Below are 15,561 nucleotides of genomic sequence, written 5' to 3' on the forward strand. Positions count from 1 at the left end.
TGGACTCATGACGGACACCGCCCCTGCTGCCGCGCCCGCCGACATCGCTCCCTCTCGCCACCGCAACCCGTTGGGGAACCTCCTGCGCGGTGCGCTGATCGGCCTGGTCGAGACCGTCCCCGGCGTCAGCGGCGGAACCGTCGCCCTCGTCACCGGGATTTATGACGAGCTGATCGATGCGGGCCACCGGATCGCCGTCGCCGGGCGGCGCCTGGTGACCGGTCCGGACCGCACCGCCGCGGTGCGGGAGCAGCTGCGCGGCGTGAACTGGCTGCTCGTGCTCCCGCTCGTGGTCGGGATGGCCGCGGCCGTTCTCACCGTCGCCGGCCCCGTGGCGGGACTCGTCGAGGAGCATCCCGAGACGATGCGCGCGCTGTTCCTCGGGCTCGTCGCCGGCTCCGTGCTGGTGCCGGTGCGCCTCTCCGGCGGAGCGTGGCGCGGAGCGGAGGTCGGGCTGTTCGGCCTCGGCGCGATCGGCGGGCTGCTGCTGACCTCTCTGCCCTCGACCTCCCTCGAGCCGAGCCCGTGGGTGGTGGCACCCGCCGCTGCGATCGCCGTGTGCGCGCTCGTGCTGCCCGGGGTCTCGGGGTCCTTCCTGCTGCTGAGCGTCGGCCTGTACCAGCCCACCCTGCAGGCCGTGGACCAGCGAGATCTCGGATACCTCGCCTGGTTCGCCCTCTGGGCCCTCGTGGGCCTCGTCGTCATCGTGAGGGTCATGCGCACCCTGTTGACCCGCCATCACCGCGGCACCATGGTGGTGCTCGCCGGCGTCATGATCGGTGCCCTGCGCAGCCTCTGGCCGTGGCAGGACGCTTCGGGCGCCCTGCAGCGGCCGAGCTCGGACTGGCCGCTGCTGCTGCTCCTCGCCGCCGGCGGTGCCGTGGCCGTCCAGGTGCTCGTCCTCGTCGAGTCCCGCATCGCCGCCCGGGCCGGGGCCGTCACCGCCCGGTCGGGACCGGGCATCCGGGACGGCGGGAGCTGATCCGCGTCACGCGCCGTACGCTGGCGGGATGACTGATACGAGCACCGGGACCATCGACCTCTCCTCCGTCCGCGTCGCCCTCATCGGCGCCGGGAACATGGGCGGGCCCGTCGGCCGCACCCTGCTCGACGCGGGCGTGCGCCCCGAGCATCTGCTGGTCGTGAACTCGAGCACGGCGAGCAGCGAGCGTGCCGCCGAGGAGCTCGGAGCGACTGCCGCCGCCTCCCGCACCGAGGCCGTCCGGCAGGCCGACGTCGTGGTGCTCGGCGTGAAGCCGTACCAGATCCTCGACCTCGTCGCCGAGCTGCGCGAGGACCTGCCGACGGGCGCGATCGTGCTCTCCCTCGCCGCGGGCGTGACCCTCGCGCAGATCGAGGAGGCACTCCCCGCCGGTGCCGCGGTGGTCCGCGCCATGCCGAACACCCCGATCTCGGTGGGGGAGGGGGCCGTGGGCCTCATGCGCGGCAGTGCCGTCACCGACGCGCAGCACGAGCTGCTCCATGCCCTGTTCTCCCGCGCCGGCGTCGCGGTCGACATCACGGAGGACCAGGTCCACGCCTTCATCGGCGCGGCCGGTTCGCTGTCCGCCTTCGTCTTCGCGATCATCGAGGCGATGACCGACGAGGGCGTGCGCCTGGGCCTGAAGCGCGATCTCGCCGCCACCCTCGTGCAGCAGACGGTGCGCGGCGCCGCCACGATGCTGACCGAAAGCGGGATGCACCCGGCCGTCGCGAAGAACGGCGTCTCGAGCCCGGGCGGCACGACGGTGCAGGGCCTCGCCGCGCTCGAGCGGGAGGGCGTGCGTGCCGGGGTCGCGGCCGCGATGGCCGCCTCCGCCGAGGCCTCCCGGGCGATGACCGCCGGCTGAGTCCCTGCGCGGCACCCCACACCCCACGCTTGCGTGGGTTACAGGCACGTCATGTGCGGCTGCGTTCCCTCGGTGGAACACAGCCGCACATGGCGTAGCGGTCACCGCACGGGTGTGGGGGCATGGGGTCCGCGGGCACGGTCTGGGCACGCCAGCGTGCACGAGAGCGGGCCCGGGGCCGGAGCCGGGACGGACCCGAGGGCAGGACCCCGGGGGCGCCTCCCGTCAGCGTCCAGCGGGCCACGACCCGTACCACCTAGGGCCGGTTGGAGAACCTCTCGATGAGGTGGGTGTCGCCCGAGACGATGATGACGTCGTGCGCGGCGACCATGGTCTCCGGCACCGCGTAGGTGAAGTCCTTGCCCGGGGACTTCACGCCCACCACGGTGACGCCGTGCTTGGCGCGGATGTCGGACTCGGCGAGGGTCATCCCTTGCACCTCGCGCGGGGGCCGCATCTTGACGATCGCGAAGCCGTCGTCGAACTCGATGAAGTCCATGAGCCGGCCGTTGACGAGGTGGGCGACGCGCTTGCCGGCGTCGGCCTCGGGGTAGACCACGTGGTGCGCGCCGATGCGCTGCAGGATCCGACCGTGCGCGGCGGAGATCGCCTTCGCCCAGATCACGGGCTTGCCGAGGTCCACCAGGTTCGCGGCGATCAGGACGCTCGCCTCGATGGAGGTGCCCACCCCCACCACGGCGAGGGAGAAGTCGCCGGCACCCACCTGGTCGAGCACCTCGGGCTGGGTGGCGTCGGCGCGGACCACGTGCGTCAGCTGGCCGGAGTACTTCTGGACCAGCTCCTCGTTCTCGTCGATGGCGAGGACCTGCGTGCCGAGCTTCTCGAGGGTCAGCGCGATCGCGGCCCCGAAGCGTCCGAGCCCGATCACCAGGACGCCCTCGTCGCGGGCGGTGCGTGCCATGTCTCCTCCTCGATGCGGTGCTCGGTCCGCAGCGGACGGGACCGGGCGGGCACAGTCTAGGCCCGGTGCGGCGAGCACTGATCGGGCCCCGCCGACGCTGCGCCTCAGCCGACGCTGCGCCTCAGCCGACGATCGGGCGCTCGAGCGGGAGCTGCAGCATGCGGGTGCGGTGGCGCAGGGCGAGCGCCGCGCCGAGGGTCATCGGCCCGAGACGTCCCACGTACATGCAGGCGATGATCACGACCTTGGCCTCGGTGGGCAGATGCGGGGTGATCCCCGTGGACAGGCCCACCGTGCCGAAGGCGGAGAGCGCCTCGAAGAGCGTCTGGTCGAGGGTGAAGGCCGTCATCCGCAGCAGCAGGAAGGTCGCGAGGAAGACCACCGCCGAGCTCATCACGAGCACGCCGATGGCCTGGCGGATGGTCTCCTGCGGGATGCGTCGGCCGAAGGCCTCGACGTCGGGGTTGCCGCGCACCTCCGCCCAGATCGACAGCACCAGCAGCGCGAAGGTGGTCACGCGGATGCCGCCCGCGGTCGATCCGGAGCCGCCGCCGATGAACATCAGCAGATCGGTGAGCAGGCGGGACTCGCCCGTCATCTGGCCCACGTCGATGTTCGCGAAACCGCCCGACCGCGGCATCACCGCGGTGAAGCCCGAGGCGAGGATCTTGGTGCCGATGCCGTGCGGGCCGAGCGTCGCCGGGTTCGCCCACTCGAGCGCGAGGTAGGCCGCCCAGGCGAGCACGAACAGCGCCGCGGTGGTGGTCAAGGTGAGCTTCGCGTGCAGGCTCCAGCGCCGCGGGGTCCGCAGCTTCTTGACCACCACCAGGATCACGGGGAAGCCGAGCGACCCCACGAGCACGGCGAGGCCGATCGGGATGGAGAAGAAGGGGTCGCCGAGGTACTGGGAGGTGCCTGCCGCCTCCGGCACGAAGCCGGCGTTGTTGAAGGCGCTGATCGCGTAGAACAGGCCGAGGAACAGCGACTCGCCGACCCCGTGCTCGGTGACGATCATGTACGGGGTCAGGGCGAGGAAGGTCGCGACCTCGAAGCTCGTCGAGGTGATGAGGATGACCCGGAGCACGCCGCCGACCTCGGCGAGACGCTCGGCGCGGGTCTCCTGCGCGGTGATCATCCGCTGTGCGAGCCCCAGGCGGTGCAGCACCGAGAGGCTCAGCAGGGACGCGAGGGTCAGCAGGCCGAGGCCGCCGAGCTTCACCGCGACCATGATCACGACCAGGCCGAAGCGCGACCAGTGCACGCCCGTGTCCACGGTGGTCAGGCCGGTCACGCAGATGGCGGAGACCGCCGTGAACAGGGCGTCGACGAAGGGGGTGCGGGTGCCGTCGGCCGTCGCGGCGGGCAGCGACAGCAGCACCGTGAACACCGCGATCATCAGCGTGAAGACGCCGAGCGCGATGCGCGCCGGGGTCGCCTTGGTGAGGGCCTGCAGGTAGACGCGCCACTTCGGGGTGGGGGCACGGCGGGACCAGTGCTTGTCCATCGTTCCCCTCCCTGCCCCGGCTCATCGTGTCCCCGGTCCTGTCCCCGGCTCGCGTCCGCGGCAGTCTACGACCCCGGCTACCCTTCGGGGCATGGTCGCCGACGCCGCCCTCCCCGCCGCCCGAACAGGCATCGTGTGGTCCGAGGCGCTGCGCGAGTACGACTTCGGCCCCTACCACCCGATGTCCCCGATCCGTCTCGAGCTGACCCGGGAGCTGGCGCGCTGCGCGGGTCTGCTGGATCGTCCGGGCGTGATCGACCTGGACCCGCCCGTCGCGACCGATGCCCAGCTCACCGCCGTGCACGATCCCGAGTACGTCGCCGCGGTGCGCACCGCCTCCGAGCGCGACGGCCTCTCCGAGTTCACCGCGGAGGAGCTCGATGCGCTGATCGCCTTCGGGATCGGCGGCGACGACGTCCCGCCCTTCGCGGGCATGCACGCCGCCTCCGCCCGCATCGCCGGCGGCTCCCTCGCCGCGATGGACGCGATCCTCACCGGCAGGGTGCGGCGCGCCGTGAACGTCGCGGGCGGTCTCCATCACGCCCGGCCCCGCAGCGCCTCCGGCTTCTGCGTCTACAACGACGCCGCGGTCGCGATCCGCCACGCCCTCGCCGCTGGCGCCGAGCGGGTGATGTACGTCGACCTCGACGTCCACCACGGCGACGGCGTGGAGCTCGCGCTGTGGGACGAGCCGCGCGCGGTGACGCTCTCGGTGCACGAGACGGGGGAGCGGCTCTTCCCCGGCACCGGCTTCGTGCAGGACACGGGCGGTCCCGGCGCCGAGGGCTCCGCGATCAACGTCCCGCTCCCGCCGCGCACCACGGCCGACGGCTGGCTGCGCGCGATCCGCGCGACGGTCCCGGCGCTGGTGCGTGCGGTGCGGCCGACGGTGCTGGTCACCCAGCACGGCGCGGACACGCATCGGGCGGATCCGCTCGCCGACTTCTCCGTCACCCTCGAGGCGCACCGCGAGGCGATGCTGATCGTGCGCGAGCTGGCCGACGAGGTGTGCGACGGCCGCTGGCTCGCCCTCGGGGGCGGCGGGTACGCCGTGATCGACGTGGTGCCCCGTTCCTGGGCCCAGCTCATCGCGGTCGCGACGGGGGAGGCCCTCGACCCCGCCGAGTCCCTCCCGGCCTCCTACCTGACGACGGAGGGTCGGGCCCGCACGGCCCATGGCCTCTCCCCGGATCCCGCCATGTCCCGCTACGGCGACGGCCGGCCGCTCGCCGTGAAGGACTGGTCCGCCGGCTTCGACCCCGAGGACGACCTGGACCGGGCGGTGCAGGCCGCGCGACGCGTCGCCTTCCCCGAGTGGGGTCTGGATCCGTTCCTCGACTGACACACTGGGCCGCATGACCACCCAGCGACCCGCCGCTCTCGAGGACCTCGCCGAGCACCTCCGCGCCCTCGAGCTGCCGTTGCCCCTCGACGGCGCCGAACAGGCCCGCGCCGAGGTCACCGCCGCCCTCACCCAGCTGGGCGACCACGTCATCCCGCGCCTGGACTCCCTCGACGCCCCGCTGCTCGCCGTGATCGGCGGCTCGACCGGCGCGGGCAAGTCCACCCTGGTGAACTCCCTCGTCGGCGCCGTGGTGAGCCGCTCGGGCGCGATCCGCCCCACCACCCGTCGACCGGTGCTGCTGCACCACCCGCAGGACCGCGCCTGGTTCACGGGCACCCGGATCCTGCCCGGCCTCGCCCGAGTCACCGGCGGGGAGGTCGAGTCCACGACCGGCGACCTCACCCCCTCCACCTCGCTCGAGCTGCGGGCCGAGGAGCGGATCCCCGCGGGCCTCGCGCTCCTGGACGCCCCTGACATCGACTCCGTCGCCGCCGGCAACCGGGAGCTCGCCCGGCAGCTGCTGCGCGCCGCGGACCTGTGGCTCTTCGTCACCACCGCCAACCGCTACGCGGACGCCGTGCCCTGGGAGGTGCTGCGCAGCGCCGCGGAACGCGATGTCACCGTGGACGTGGTGATGAACCGGATCCCCGACCGCCCCGGCGTCGCCGAGGAGCTCTCCGAGGATCTCCGCGCGATGCTCGAGCGGCAGGGCCTCGCCCCGGACCGCCTCTTCCTGGTCCCCGAGTCGGAGCTCGACGCGGACGGCCTGCTGGCCCCCGAGCGGATCGCCGAGCTGCGCGCGCACGTCCAGTCCCTCGCGGAGGACGGCGAGGCCCGCTCCCGCATCGCCCGCCGCACCCTCGCCGGCGCGATCACCTCCCTCGCCGGCTCCGCCCGCACCCTCGCCGAGCAGGCGCGCGCCCAGGACGCCGAGCGCCAGCGCCTGCGCGACGAGGCGATCGAGGCCTTCTCCGGCTCCCGGGAGCGGATCGACGCGGCCCTCGGCGACGGCTCCCTGCTCCGCGGCGAGGTGCTCGCCCGCTGGCAGGACGTGGTCGGCACCGGCGAACTGTTCCGCAGCCTGGAGAGCATGGTCTCCCGCGTGCGGGACCGCATCGGCCTCGCCCTCACAGGTCGTCCCGCCCCGGCGATCGCGGCCGAGCAGGCGCTCGGCACCGGGCTCGTGCACGTCGTGATCGACGAGACCGCGCGCGGCGCCGAACGGGCCGACGCCGCCTGGCGGGCCGGCCCCTCCGGCCGCCTCCTCGCCGAGGGCCGGGACCTCTCCCGGCTCCCCGAGGGCTACGTCGACGAGGTCACCGCCGAGATCCGCGCCTGGCAGGGCGAGGTGCTCGAGCTGGTGCGCACCGAGGGCGCCGATCGTCGCACCCGGGCGCGACTGCTCTCCCTCGGGGTGAACGCCGTCGGCGTCGCCCTGATGATCGTGGTCTTCGCCTCGACCGCCTTCGTGCCCACGGGCCTCGAGGTGGGCGCCGGCGCCGCGACCGCCGTGGTCGGTCAGAAGCTGCTCGAGACGATCTTCGGCGACGAGGCCGTGCGCCGCATGGCCCGCATCGCCCGCGAGCGGCTCGGCCAGCGCCTCGACGCCCTCGTCGCCGGGCGCTCCGCCCCCTTCCTCGACCGCCTCGACGCCCTCGGCGAGGTCGGCACGGGGGAGCTCCTCGCGGCCGACGCCGACGCCCTCGACGCGCTCGCCGACGAGGTCAGGAGCGGCGCATGAGCCTCTTCTCCCGCTCTTCCGGCTCCTCCCGTCGTTCCCGCCGCGACGGTGCCCCGCTCGCGGACCGCCTCGACGCGCTCGCCCGGGCCGCCGACGCCCTCGCCCCGGTCGCCCCGGGCGGGGACGTCTCCGCGGCCCAGGAGGTCGTGGGCCGCATCGACCGCCGCCGCGCCCTCTCCGCCGAGCACACCGTGGTGGGGCTCTTCGGGGCCACCGGCTCCGGGAAGTCCTCCCTGCTCAACGCGCTCGTCGGCCAGGAGGTGACGCGCGCCGCGGTGCGCCGCCCCACCACCTCCGCACCGGTCGCCGCGGTCTTCGGCGGTGCGGGCAGCGACCCGCTGCTGGACTGGCTCGAGGTCGAGGACCGCCACCACCTCCCCGGCGACTCGGGCCTCGTCCTCCTCGACCTGCCGGACCTCGACTCGGTCGAGCTCGGCAACCGGGCGATCGCCGAGCGGCTCACGGGCCTCGTGGACGTGCTGGTGTGGGTCACCGACCCGCAGAAGTACGCCGACGCCGTCCTCCATCAGGACTTCGTGCAGCCCTTCGCGGGGCACGACGCCGTCACCGTGCTGGTGCTGAACCAGATCGACAGGATCCGGTCCGCGGAGCGGGAGGGCGTGCTCGCCTCCCTCGAGCAGCTCGCGCGCCGCGACGGCCTCGAGCGGGCGCCTGTGCTCGGCGTCTCCGCGGAGACCGGGGAGGGCATCGAGCCGCTGCGGGACCTGCTGACCGAGGTGGCCAGCGGACGCGAGGCCGTCGCCTCCCGCCACCGCGCCGATGTGCGCGCGGCCGCCGAGTCCCTGCGCTCCGCCGCCGACCCGGCCGGGCTCCCCGCCCGCAGCGCGGAGGCCCAGGTCTCCGAGCTCGTCGACGACCTCGCGGTCGCCGCGCGGGTCGAGCCCGTGGCGAGCGCCGTCGGCGGCTCCTACCGGCACCGCGCGGCGGGCCGCGTCGGCTGGCCGCCCGTGCGCTGGCTGCGTCGCTTCCGCGCCGACCCCCTCGCCCGCCTCGGACTCGGCCGCGAGCGCGCCGACGAGCAGGTGCACCGATCGTCCCTGCCCGAGGCCGATCCGGCGACCCGGGCCCGTGCCGCCGGCGGCGTGCGCCGCTTCGCCGACGCCGCCTCGGCGGGCGGCACCGATCCCTGGCGCGCCGCGATCCGCACCGCCGCCCGCTCCCGCGAGGACGAGCTGCCCGATGCGCTCGACCAGGCCGTCGCGGGCGCGGACCTGCGCTCCCGGGAAGCCTCCTGGTGGTGGCCCGTGCTCGACGTGCTCCAGTGGCTCGCGCTGCTGACGGCGGTGGTGGGCCTCGGCTGGCTCGCCGCCAACGCCGCCCTGGCCTTCGCCGGGATCCCGCCGCTGCCGCTGCCGATGCTCGAGGGCTTGTGGATCCCCGTCCCGCTGCCCACCGCGCTGATCGTGCTGGGCCTCGCGGCCGGCCTGCTGCTGGGCCTGCTCGGCACGGCGCTCGCCGCGCTCGCCGCCGCAGCCCGCACCCGACGGGCACGCCGACTGCTGCGCGAGCGGGTCGCGGAGGTCGCGGACTCGCTCGTGGTGCGGGAGGTCGACGAGGAGCTGCGCCTGGCCGCGGGGGCTGCGACGGATCTCGCACTCGCCCACGGGGAGTGACGTGTAGAATGGTGCGTCGATCGTGGCGCCGGCCCCGGGGTCTCCTCGAGGGAGCACCTCCGTGGGCCGCGCACTCATGAACCTTTCACCACCATGAAGATCTGAGGCCATCTATGGGTTCTGTCGTCAAGAAGCGACGCAAGCGCATGTCCAAGAAGAAGCACCGCAAGCTGCTTCGCAAGACGCGTCACCAGCGCCGCAACAAGAAGTGATCGCGGTCTGACCGCGAGAGAGGGCCCCTGTCCACGCGGACAGGGGCCCTCTCATCGTCCGGGGCGGCGCGGGCCGAGAGCGCGCCCGCGGGCCTCAGGCGCGGCCCGTGAGGCGCTTCCACCAGGGGCGTCGGGCGAGCGCGGAGCGGAGCTCCGCGGCGTCCACCCGGTATTTCGCGTGCACGGCGCCGTCGACGATGACGACCGGCACGTCGTAGGTCCAGTCGGCCCGCAGCGCCTCGTCCTCGTCGATGTCGCGCACCTCGACCGAGGTGCCGGCGCGATCGGCCTCGGCGCGCACCACCGGCAGGGCGTCGTCGCACAGATGGCAACCCTCACGGGTCAGGTACACCACGCGGGCGTTCGGATCGAAGGGGGAGGGGATGCGGGGCGTGCTCATGGGCGGCACTGTAGCGAGCACGACGACGGGCCGCCCGTGGTCTGCGGACGGCCCGTCGAGGGTGCGGGGGCGATCAGGCCGAGGTGGGAGCGGTGAACTCCGCCTCGATCGAGATCTTGACCTCGTCGGAGACCAGCACGCCGCCGGCCTCGAGCGCGGCGTTCCAGGTGAGGCCGAAGTCCTTGCGGGAGATCTTGGTCGCGGCGGTGAAGCCGGCGCGGTAGATGCCGAAGGGGTCGGTCGCGGCGCCCTCGTAGGTAAAGTCGAGCTCGACGGGCTTGGTCACGCCGCTGATGGTCAGCTCACCAGTGAGGGTGTCGCCCTGGTGGCCGGTGGAGCGGAAGGTGATCTCCGGGTGGGTCTCGGCGTCGAAGAAGTCGCCCGAGCGGAGGTGGTTGTCGCGGTCGGAGTTCGCGGTGTCGATCGACGCGGTCTTCAGGGTCGCGGTGAAGGCGAGGTCGCCGCCCTCGGCGACGACGAGGGAGCCCTCGACATCGGTGAACTGGCCGCGGACCTTGGAGATGCCCGCGTGACGGACGGTGAAGGACGCGGAGGTGTGGGTCGCGTCGAGGGTCCAGGTGCCGGGGGTGAGGTCGTTCATGAGGGTCTCCTTCTCGGGGTCGGTGTCGCAGGATCTCGTCGAGACCGATGCGCTTGCTTGAAAGATAAACTATGATCGATCCCGACACAACCGCGAGTTACGAGGAACAGGAGAACGTGATGCACGACACGGAGTCAAGCCCTGAGGGTCTCTGGCTGACGCACGAGGAGCAGCTGGCCTGGAGGCGCTTCCTCTACGCCACGACCCTGCTCACCGACCGCCTCACCGAGGCGCTGCAGTCCGATCCGGAGATCGACCTGACCCTCGGTGAGTACGAGATCCTGGTGCGCCTCTCCGAGGAGGAGCACCGCTTCCTGCGCATGTCCGAGCTCGCGGACCGCGTCGTCCACTCGCGCTCGCGCCTGACCCACACCATCTCCCGGATGGAGAAGCGGGGCCTGGTCGAGCGGGTGCGCTGCAGCTCCGACGGCCGCGGGCGCCAGGCCCAGCTGACCGACGCCGGCATGGCGCTCCTCGAGCGCGCCGCACCGCTGCACGTGCGCTCCGTGCGCGAGAACCTGCTCGACGTCGTCGGCCATGCGGACTTCCTCGAGCTCGGCCGGATCCTCGGCGGGACGCTCCCCGAGGACGCTCCCATCGCCGTGCGTCCCGCGACCGCGGACTGAGCCCCGCGGGCGGTCGGCGGACGTGATGCCCGCCGCGCCCGCCGCCCCGCGGACGGGGTCGTCCCAGTCGCGGTTGGTACCGTGAGGCTGCTCTGCCAGGAGCAGCGGGACCACCAGGGAAGGAGCCGGCGCCCATGAGCACGACCGCGGTCCACCTCGTCCGCCACGGCGAGGTGCACAACCCCGAGCGGATCCTCTACGGCCGCCTGCCCGGCTACCGCCTCACCGAGCGCGGCGAGCAGATGGCGGAGCTCGTCGGCGCCCACCTCGCCGAGCACGACGTGGCCCTCGTGCGCGCCTCCCCGCTGCTGCGCGCCCAGCAGACCGCCGCACCCATCGCCGCCGCCCACGGCCTCGAGGTCACGAGCGACCCGCGGCTGATCGAGTCCGGCAACCGCTTCGAGGGGCAGCGCATGGGCCACGGCGAGGCCCGCTTCACGGACCCCCGCAACTGGCGCTGGTTCGCGAACCCCTTCCGCCCCTCCTGGGGCGAGCCGTACCGGGAGCAGGTCGCCCGCGTCGCCGCCGCCGTGCACCAGGCCCGCGCCGAGGCGGAGGGCCACGAGGCCGTGCTGGTCCTGCACCAGCTGCCCATCTGGCTCGCGCGGCGCAGTGCCGAGGGCCGCCCCCTGATCCACGATCCGCGCCGTCGGCAGTGCGCCCTCTGCTCGGTCACCACCCTGCGCTTCGACGGGGACAGACTCGCGGGGGTCGACTACGCCGAGCCCGCCGCCTCGCTCTCCGCGCACGCCGTCGACGCCACCGGAGGCAAGCTCACGTGACCACCCGCCGCACCCTGCTCGCCGCCGCCGGCGGGCTCTCGCTCACCGCCGTGCTCGCGGCCTGCGGGACCGACACCTCGGGCCGCTACTCCTCGGGGGACGCCGGCTACGTCTCCGGCGACGGCGTGACCACCGAGATCCCCGCGGACCAGCGGGACGAGCCGCTGGACTTCTCCGGCACCACCTACGACGGCGAGGACCTCGCGAGCGCCGACCTCCGCGGCGAGGTGCTCGTGCTCAACGTCTGGTATGCCTCCTGCCCGCCCTGCCGCAAGGAGGCCCCCGACCTCCAGGCGATCTCCGAGGAGTACGCCGAGCAGGGCGTCGCCTTCCTCGGCGTGAACGTCCGCGACGCTGCCGGCCCCGCGCAGGCCTTCGAGCAGACCTACGGCATCACCTACCCGTCCCTGCCCGACACCGACGCGCAGATCATGTACGCCCTGCGCGGCCAGGTCGCCCCCAACGCCGTGCCCTCCACCCTCGTGCTCGACCGAGAGGGACGGGTCGCCGCCCGCATCTCCGGCGCCGCGGACCCGTCCGTGCTGCGCGCGATGCTCGACACGGTCCTCGCCGAATGACCGGGGCCGACCTCGGCGCAGCCTTCCAGGCCACCGCCCTGAACGGATCGCTGCTGCTGGCCCTCGCGGTCTCCGCCGCCGCGGGCCTCGTCGCCTTCCTCTCGCCGTGCGTGCTGCCGGTGGTCCCCGGCTATCTCGGCTACGTCTCCGGCCTCGCCGGGCAGCGGGAGGGCGGCCGGCCCGACACCCGTCGGATGCTGCTGGGATCGCTCCTCTTCGTCGCCGGCTTCGCCGTGGTGTTCATGGTGCTGGGCGGATTCGCGGGGGCGCTCGGCTACCTCCTGCAGGCCCATGCGGTGTGGATCAACCGGATCGCGGGCGCGATCGTGATCCTCATGGGCCTGGTCTTCCTCGGGGTGTTCCCCGGGCTCGGCGCCAACCGGCCCGTGACCTCCAAGCGGCCCGACGCCGGACTCCTCGGCGCCCCACTCATGGGCCTCATCTTCGGCCTGTCCTGGACCCCCTGCATCGGCCCCACCTACGCCGCGATCGCAGCGCTGTCCCTCGACGGCGGCGGTGACGGCGCGGTGATGCGCGGTGCCGTCCTGTCCCTCGCCTACTCCCTGGGCCTCGGGATCCCCTTCGTGCTCTTCGCCCTGCTGTTCGACCGCGCCCTCGGGCTGAGCCGTCGGCTCTCCCGGCATCGTCGGGCGATCGGACTGCTCTCCGGGGCGCTGCTGATCGCGATCGGGGTGCTGCTGATGACCGGGGTGTGGACCGCCTGGATGGGCTCCCTGCAGGGCCTGATCGCGACCTTCGAGCCGGTGGTGTGATGAACGAGCACGATTCCTGGAGCAGCAAGGTCGAGGCGACGAGCCGTCCCTCCCTCGGGCTGCGCGGCACGCTGCTGTTCCTGTGGCGGCAGCTGACCAGCATGCAGACCGCCCTGATCCTGCTGATGCTGCTCGCGATCGCCGCGGTGCCCGGCTCGCTGTACCCGCAGCGCAGCGTCAACCCGACCCTCACCGAGCAGTTCCTCGAGGAGAACGGGCGCTGGGGCGAGATCCTGGACACCCTGGGCTTCTTCGAGGTCTTCTCCTCGCCGTGGTTCTCGGCGATCTACCTGCTGCTGTTCATCTCCCTGATCGGGTGCATCGTGCCGCGCGTCGGCGTGCACCTGCGCCAGCTGCGCTCGCGTCCCCCGCGCACCCCGTCCCGGCTCACCCGCTTCACCGGATACACCCGCGTGGAGCTGCCGGAGGCCGACGCCGACGCGCTCCTCGAGACCGCGCACCGCCGCCTGCGCCGCGGCCGCTACCGCGTCGAGCGCCGGGGCGACTCGCTGAGCGCCGAGCGGGGCCTGCTGCGCGAGACCGGCAACCTGCTCTTCCACATCGCGCTCGTGGGCGTGCTGATCTGCGTCGCCGGTGGCCAGCTCACCCGCTACCACGGGCAGATCACCGTCGTCGAGGGCGGCGGTTTCTCCAACTCCCTCACCCAGTACGACTCCTTCCAGTCGGGGGCCTGGTTCGACCCCGCCGACCTGCCGTCCTTCCGCTTCACCCTCGAGGAGTTCCGCGCCGAGTACGTGCTCGAGGGCGATCCCTCGAAGGTCGGCCAGCCGACGAGCTTCGAGGCCGATGTCGCGGTGACGGGCGGGGACGGCGCGGTGCAGGAGCGGACCGTGCAGGTCAACAAGCCGCTCCACGTCGACGGCGCCTCCATGTACCTCCTCGGCAACGGCTACGCCCCCGAGATCACGGTCACCGACCCGGAGGGGACCGTCGTCGCCGAGGGCCCCCTGATCACCGTGCCGCTCGGCGATGTCGGCTACACCTCGCAGGTGGTGCTCAAGGCGCCCGACGCGAGCCCCGAGCAGACCGCCGTCGTCGGCTACTTCCTGCCCACCGGCGTGATCGACGAGAACGGCCCCCACTCCCAGTACCCCGATCTCGTCGACCCGCAGCTCGCGCTCACCGTCTACCGGGGCGACCTCGGCCTCGACGACGGCATCCCGAAGAACGCCTACGAGGTCGACCTCTCCACCCTCACCCCCGTCACCGACGAGAGCGGCAACCCCGTGCTGCTCCGCCTCTACCCGGGCCAGGAGTACGAGCTGCCCGACGGCACCACCATCAGCTTCGACGGCATCAAGCGCTTCGCCGCCTTCGACGTCGCCTACGACCCCTTCGAGCGCTGGGTGCTGGTGAGCGCCCTGACGGCGGTGACCGGCCTGATCCTGTCGCTGTTCGTGCCCCGCCGACGGGTGTGGGTGCGCGTCGGATCCGGGGGAGTGCTCGAGGTCGCAGGTCTCGCGCGCAGCGATGACCCGGATCTGGAGGATGATGTGAGGACCCTCGCCCGCCGACTCGTCGAGTCCACCGAAGGAAGTGCCCCGTGATCGATCAGCAGCTGGCCGAGATCTCGTCCCTCGCCATCATGGTCACCATCATCCTGTACGTCCTGGCCCTGATCGGGTTCGCCGCGGATCTCGCGTCCACGTCGCAGCGGCGCAGCGACGCGAAGCTCGCGCAGAGGGAGCAGCGGGAGCTGGTCGCCGCGGGCGGCGCGTCGCTCGCGTCGGCCGATGCGGCCCGGGCGGACGCGGCGGAGCCGGCGGGGCAGGACCCGTCGGCGGGCCCGTCGGCCGGCACGCCCGGCACGATGTCCGCGCAGACCTTCGCGTTCGTCCTCGTCGGGATCGGCACCGCGCTGCACCTGGTCGGCGTCGCGACCCGCTCGGGCGCCACGAAGGAGGTGCCGTGGACGAACATGTACGAGTTCGCGACGACGAGCACCGCCATCGTGATGCTCGCCTTCCTCGTCTTCTCGATCCGCCGCCGGGAGCTGAGGGTGCTGGGCACCTTCGTGCTCGGGCCCGTGCTCGTCGCGCTCATGCTCGCGCAGCTGGTGTGGATCGTGCCGGCCGCCGAGCTGACCCCGAGCCTGCAGAACTCGCACTGGATCTACATCCACATCGCCGTCGCCGTGCTCGCGACGTCCCTGTCGATCCTCGGCGCCGTCGTCGCGTCCCTGCAGCTGCTCCAGGCCCGCCACGAGCGGGCGGGGGAGGGTCGCTGGGGGGCTGTCGGCCGGGTGCTGGACCGCCTGCCGAGCTCGACGGTGCTCGAGGGGCTCAGCTTCCGGATCCACTCCGTCGGCTTCGTGTGCTGGACCTTCACGCTGATCTTCGGCGCGATCTGGGCCCGCGAGGCGTGGGGCCGCTACTGGGGCTGGGATCCCAAGGAGGTGTGGACCTTCATCATCTGGGTGATCTACGCCGCCTACCTGCACGCCCGCACCACGGGCGGCTTCCGCGGCTCCCGCGCCGCGTGGCTCGCCCTCGCCGGCTTCCTCGCCGTCGTCTTCAACTACACGATCGTCAACACGGTGATCAACGGCCTGCACTCGTACTCGGGGCTGTGA

The 15,561-nt window shown here is 73.1% G+C and carries 16 protein-coding genes; 12 read left to right on the forward strand and 4 right to left on the reverse strand.

What is annotated here, in order from left to right; translation table 11 throughout:
• The first annotated feature begins 7 nt into the window (after nucleotides 1-7).
• Nucleotides 8-982 (forward strand): DUF368 domain-containing protein, encoded by a 975-nt coding sequence (locus V1260_RS13845; protein WP_329747409.1) that lies wholly within the window; start codon nucleotides 8-10, stop codon nucleotides 980-982.
• A gap of 28 nt (nucleotides 983-1,010) precedes the next feature.
• On the forward strand, nucleotides 1,011-1,850 hold the full coding sequence (proC, locus tag V1260_RS13850; protein WP_329747410.1) for a pyrroline-5-carboxylate reductase: 840 nt from the start codon (nucleotides 1,011-1,013) through the stop codon (nucleotides 1,848-1,850).
• A gap of 256 nt (nucleotides 1,851-2,106) precedes the next feature.
• Here the strand turns inward: proC and V1260_RS13855 are convergent, their stop codons facing one another.
• Together V1260_RS13855 and V1260_RS13860 are read right to left on the reverse strand one after the other, a co-directional pair.
• Nucleotides 2,107-2,772, reverse strand: coding sequence for a potassium channel family protein (locus V1260_RS13855; protein WP_329747411.1), 666 nt, complete (start codon nucleotides 2,770-2,772; stop codon nucleotides 2,107-2,109).
• 121 nt (nucleotides 2,773-2,893) lie between these two features.
• Nucleotides 2,894-4,276 carry a TrkH family potassium uptake protein gene (locus V1260_RS13860; RefSeq protein ID WP_329747412.1) on the reverse strand — a complete coding sequence of 461 codons (1,383 nt, stop codon included), beginning with the start codon at nucleotides 4,274-4,276 and terminating at the stop codon, nucleotides 2,894-2,896.
• A 91-nt stretch (nucleotides 4,277-4,367) separates the two neighbouring features.
• Here V1260_RS13860 and V1260_RS13865 point away from each other — a divergent pair, with 91 nt between their 5' ends.
• The 4 genes from V1260_RS13865 (at nucleotide 4,368) to V1260_RS13880 (ending at nucleotide 9,208) form a co-directional block, all read left to right on the forward strand.
• Nucleotides 4,368-5,618: an acetoin utilization protein AcuC gene (locus V1260_RS13865; protein WP_329747413.1), complete on the forward strand. Its 1,251-nt coding sequence runs from the start codon at nucleotides 4,368-4,370 to the stop codon at nucleotides 5,616-5,618.
• 13 nt (nucleotides 5,619-5,631) lie between these two features.
• On the forward strand, nucleotides 5,632-7,362 hold the full coding sequence (locus tag V1260_RS13870; RefSeq protein ID WP_329747414.1) for a dynamin family protein: 1,731 nt from the start codon (nucleotides 5,632-5,634) through the stop codon (nucleotides 7,360-7,362).
• Nucleotides 7,359-8,996, forward strand: coding sequence for a GTPase (locus V1260_RS13875; protein ID WP_329747415.1), 1,638 nt, complete (start codon nucleotides 7,359-7,361; stop codon nucleotides 8,994-8,996). Before V1260_RS13870 ends, V1260_RS13875 begins: the two co-directional genes overlap by 4 nt.
• A gap of 113 nt (nucleotides 8,997-9,109) precedes the next feature.
• Nucleotides 9,110-9,208 carry a 30S ribosomal protein bS22 gene (locus V1260_RS13880; RefSeq protein ID WP_019174583.1) on the forward strand — a complete coding sequence of 33 codons (99 nt, stop codon included), beginning with the start codon at nucleotides 9,110-9,112 and terminating at the stop codon, nucleotides 9,206-9,208.
• 94 nt (nucleotides 9,209-9,302) lie between these two features.
• Here V1260_RS13880 and V1260_RS13885 read toward each other — a convergent pair whose 3' ends face one another.
• Nucleotides 9,303-9,608 (reverse strand): glutaredoxin family protein, encoded by a 306-nt coding sequence (locus tag V1260_RS13885; protein ID WP_329747416.1) that lies wholly within the window; start codon nucleotides 9,606-9,608, stop codon nucleotides 9,303-9,305.
• Between the two features lie 73 nt (nucleotides 9,609-9,681).
• Nucleotides 9,682-10,209 (reverse strand): YceI family protein, encoded by a 528-nt coding sequence (locus V1260_RS13890; protein WP_329747417.1) that lies wholly within the window; start codon nucleotides 10,207-10,209, stop codon nucleotides 9,682-9,684.
• 119 nt (nucleotides 10,210-10,328) lie between these two features.
• Between V1260_RS13890 and V1260_RS13895 the strand changes: the two genes are divergently transcribed.
• The 6 genes from V1260_RS13895 (at nucleotide 10,329) to ccsB (ending at nucleotide 15,561) form a co-directional block, all read left to right on the forward strand.
• Complete coding sequence (locus V1260_RS13895) at nucleotides 10,329-10,835, forward strand: MarR family winged helix-turn-helix transcriptional regulator (protein ID WP_329747418.1); 507 nt, start codon at nucleotides 10,329-10,331, stop codon at nucleotides 10,833-10,835.
• Nucleotides 10,836-10,969: 134 nt separating this feature from the next.
• On the forward strand, nucleotides 10,970-11,617 hold the full coding sequence (locus V1260_RS13900) for a histidine phosphatase family protein (protein ID WP_329747419.1): 648 nt from the start codon (nucleotides 10,970-10,972) through the stop codon (nucleotides 11,615-11,617).
• On the forward strand, nucleotides 11,614-12,195 hold the full coding sequence (locus V1260_RS13905) for a TlpA family protein disulfide reductase (protein WP_329747420.1): 582 nt from the start codon (nucleotides 11,614-11,616) through the stop codon (nucleotides 12,193-12,195). Before V1260_RS13900 ends, V1260_RS13905 begins: the two co-directional genes overlap by 4 nt.
• The gene (locus V1260_RS13910; RefSeq protein ID WP_329747421.1) at nucleotides 12,192-12,968 is read left to right on the forward strand and encodes a cytochrome c biogenesis CcdA family protein; all 777 of its coding nucleotides are present in this window, start codon (nucleotides 12,192-12,194) and stop codon (nucleotides 12,966-12,968) included. The genes V1260_RS13905 and V1260_RS13910 overlap by 4 nt, the downstream gene beginning before the upstream one ends.
• Entirely contained in the window at nucleotides 12,968-14,536 is a 1,569-nt protein-coding gene (gene resB, locus V1260_RS13915; RefSeq protein WP_329747422.1) for a cytochrome c biogenesis protein ResB, read from the forward strand. Before V1260_RS13910 ends, resB begins: the two co-directional genes overlap by 1 nt.
• On the forward strand, nucleotides 14,533-15,561 hold the full coding sequence (ccsB, locus tag V1260_RS13920) for a c-type cytochrome biogenesis protein CcsB (RefSeq protein ID WP_329747423.1): 1,029 nt from the start codon (nucleotides 14,533-14,535) through the stop codon (nucleotides 15,559-15,561). Before resB ends, ccsB begins: the two co-directional genes overlap by 4 nt.

This window comes from Brachybacterium sp. J144, assembly GCF_036321705.1.
Taxonomy (GTDB): domain Bacteria; phylum Actinomycetota; class Actinomycetes; order Actinomycetales; family Dermabacteraceae; genus Brachybacterium.

Bases quoted from the DNA above. Each gene is read 5' to 3' on its own strand.
- V1260_RS13845 (WP_329747409.1), top strand. From the start codon at position 8: ATGACGGACACCGCCCCTGCTGCCGCGCCCGCCGACATCGCTCCCTCT.
- proC (WP_329747410.1), top strand. From the start codon at position 1,011: ATGACTGATACGAGCACCGGGACCATCGACCTCTCCTCCGTCCGCGTC.
- V1260_RS13855 (WP_329747411.1), bottom strand. From the start codon at position 2,772: ATGGCACGCACCGCCCGCGACGAGGGCGTCCTGGTGATCGGGCTCGGA.
- V1260_RS13860 (WP_329747412.1), bottom strand. From the start codon at position 4,276: ATGGACAAGCACTGGTCCCGCCGTGCCCCCACCCCGAAGTGGCGCGTC.
- V1260_RS13865 (WP_329747413.1), top strand. From the start codon at position 4,368: ATGGTCGCCGACGCCGCCCTCCCCGCCGCCCGAACAGGCATCGTGTGG.
- V1260_RS13870 (WP_329747414.1), top strand. From the start codon at position 5,632: ATGACCACCCAGCGACCCGCCGCTCTCGAGGACCTCGCCGAGCACCTC.
- V1260_RS13875 (WP_329747415.1), top strand. From the start codon at position 7,359: ATGAGCCTCTTCTCCCGCTCTTCCGGCTCCTCCCGTCGTTCCCGCCGC.
- V1260_RS13880 (WP_019174583.1), top strand. From the start codon at position 9,110: ATGGGTTCTGTCGTCAAGAAGCGACGCAAGCGCATGTCCAAGAAGAAG.
- V1260_RS13885 (WP_329747416.1), bottom strand. From the start codon at position 9,608: ATGAGCACGCCCCGCATCCCCTCCCCCTTCGATCCGAACGCCCGCGTG.
- V1260_RS13890 (WP_329747417.1), bottom strand. From the start codon at position 10,209: ATGAACGACCTCACCCCCGGCACCTGGACCCTCGACGCGACCCACACC.
- V1260_RS13895 (WP_329747418.1), top strand. From the start codon at position 10,329: ATGCACGACACGGAGTCAAGCCCTGAGGGTCTCTGGCTGACGCACGAG.
- V1260_RS13900 (WP_329747419.1), top strand. From the start codon at position 10,970: ATGAGCACGACCGCGGTCCACCTCGTCCGCCACGGCGAGGTGCACAAC.
- V1260_RS13910 (WP_329747421.1), top strand. From the start codon at position 12,192: ATGACCGGGGCCGACCTCGGCGCAGCCTTCCAGGCCACCGCCCTGAAC.
- resB (WP_329747422.1), top strand. From the start codon at position 12,968: ATGAACGAGCACGATTCCTGGAGCAGCAAGGTCGAGGCGACGAGCCGT.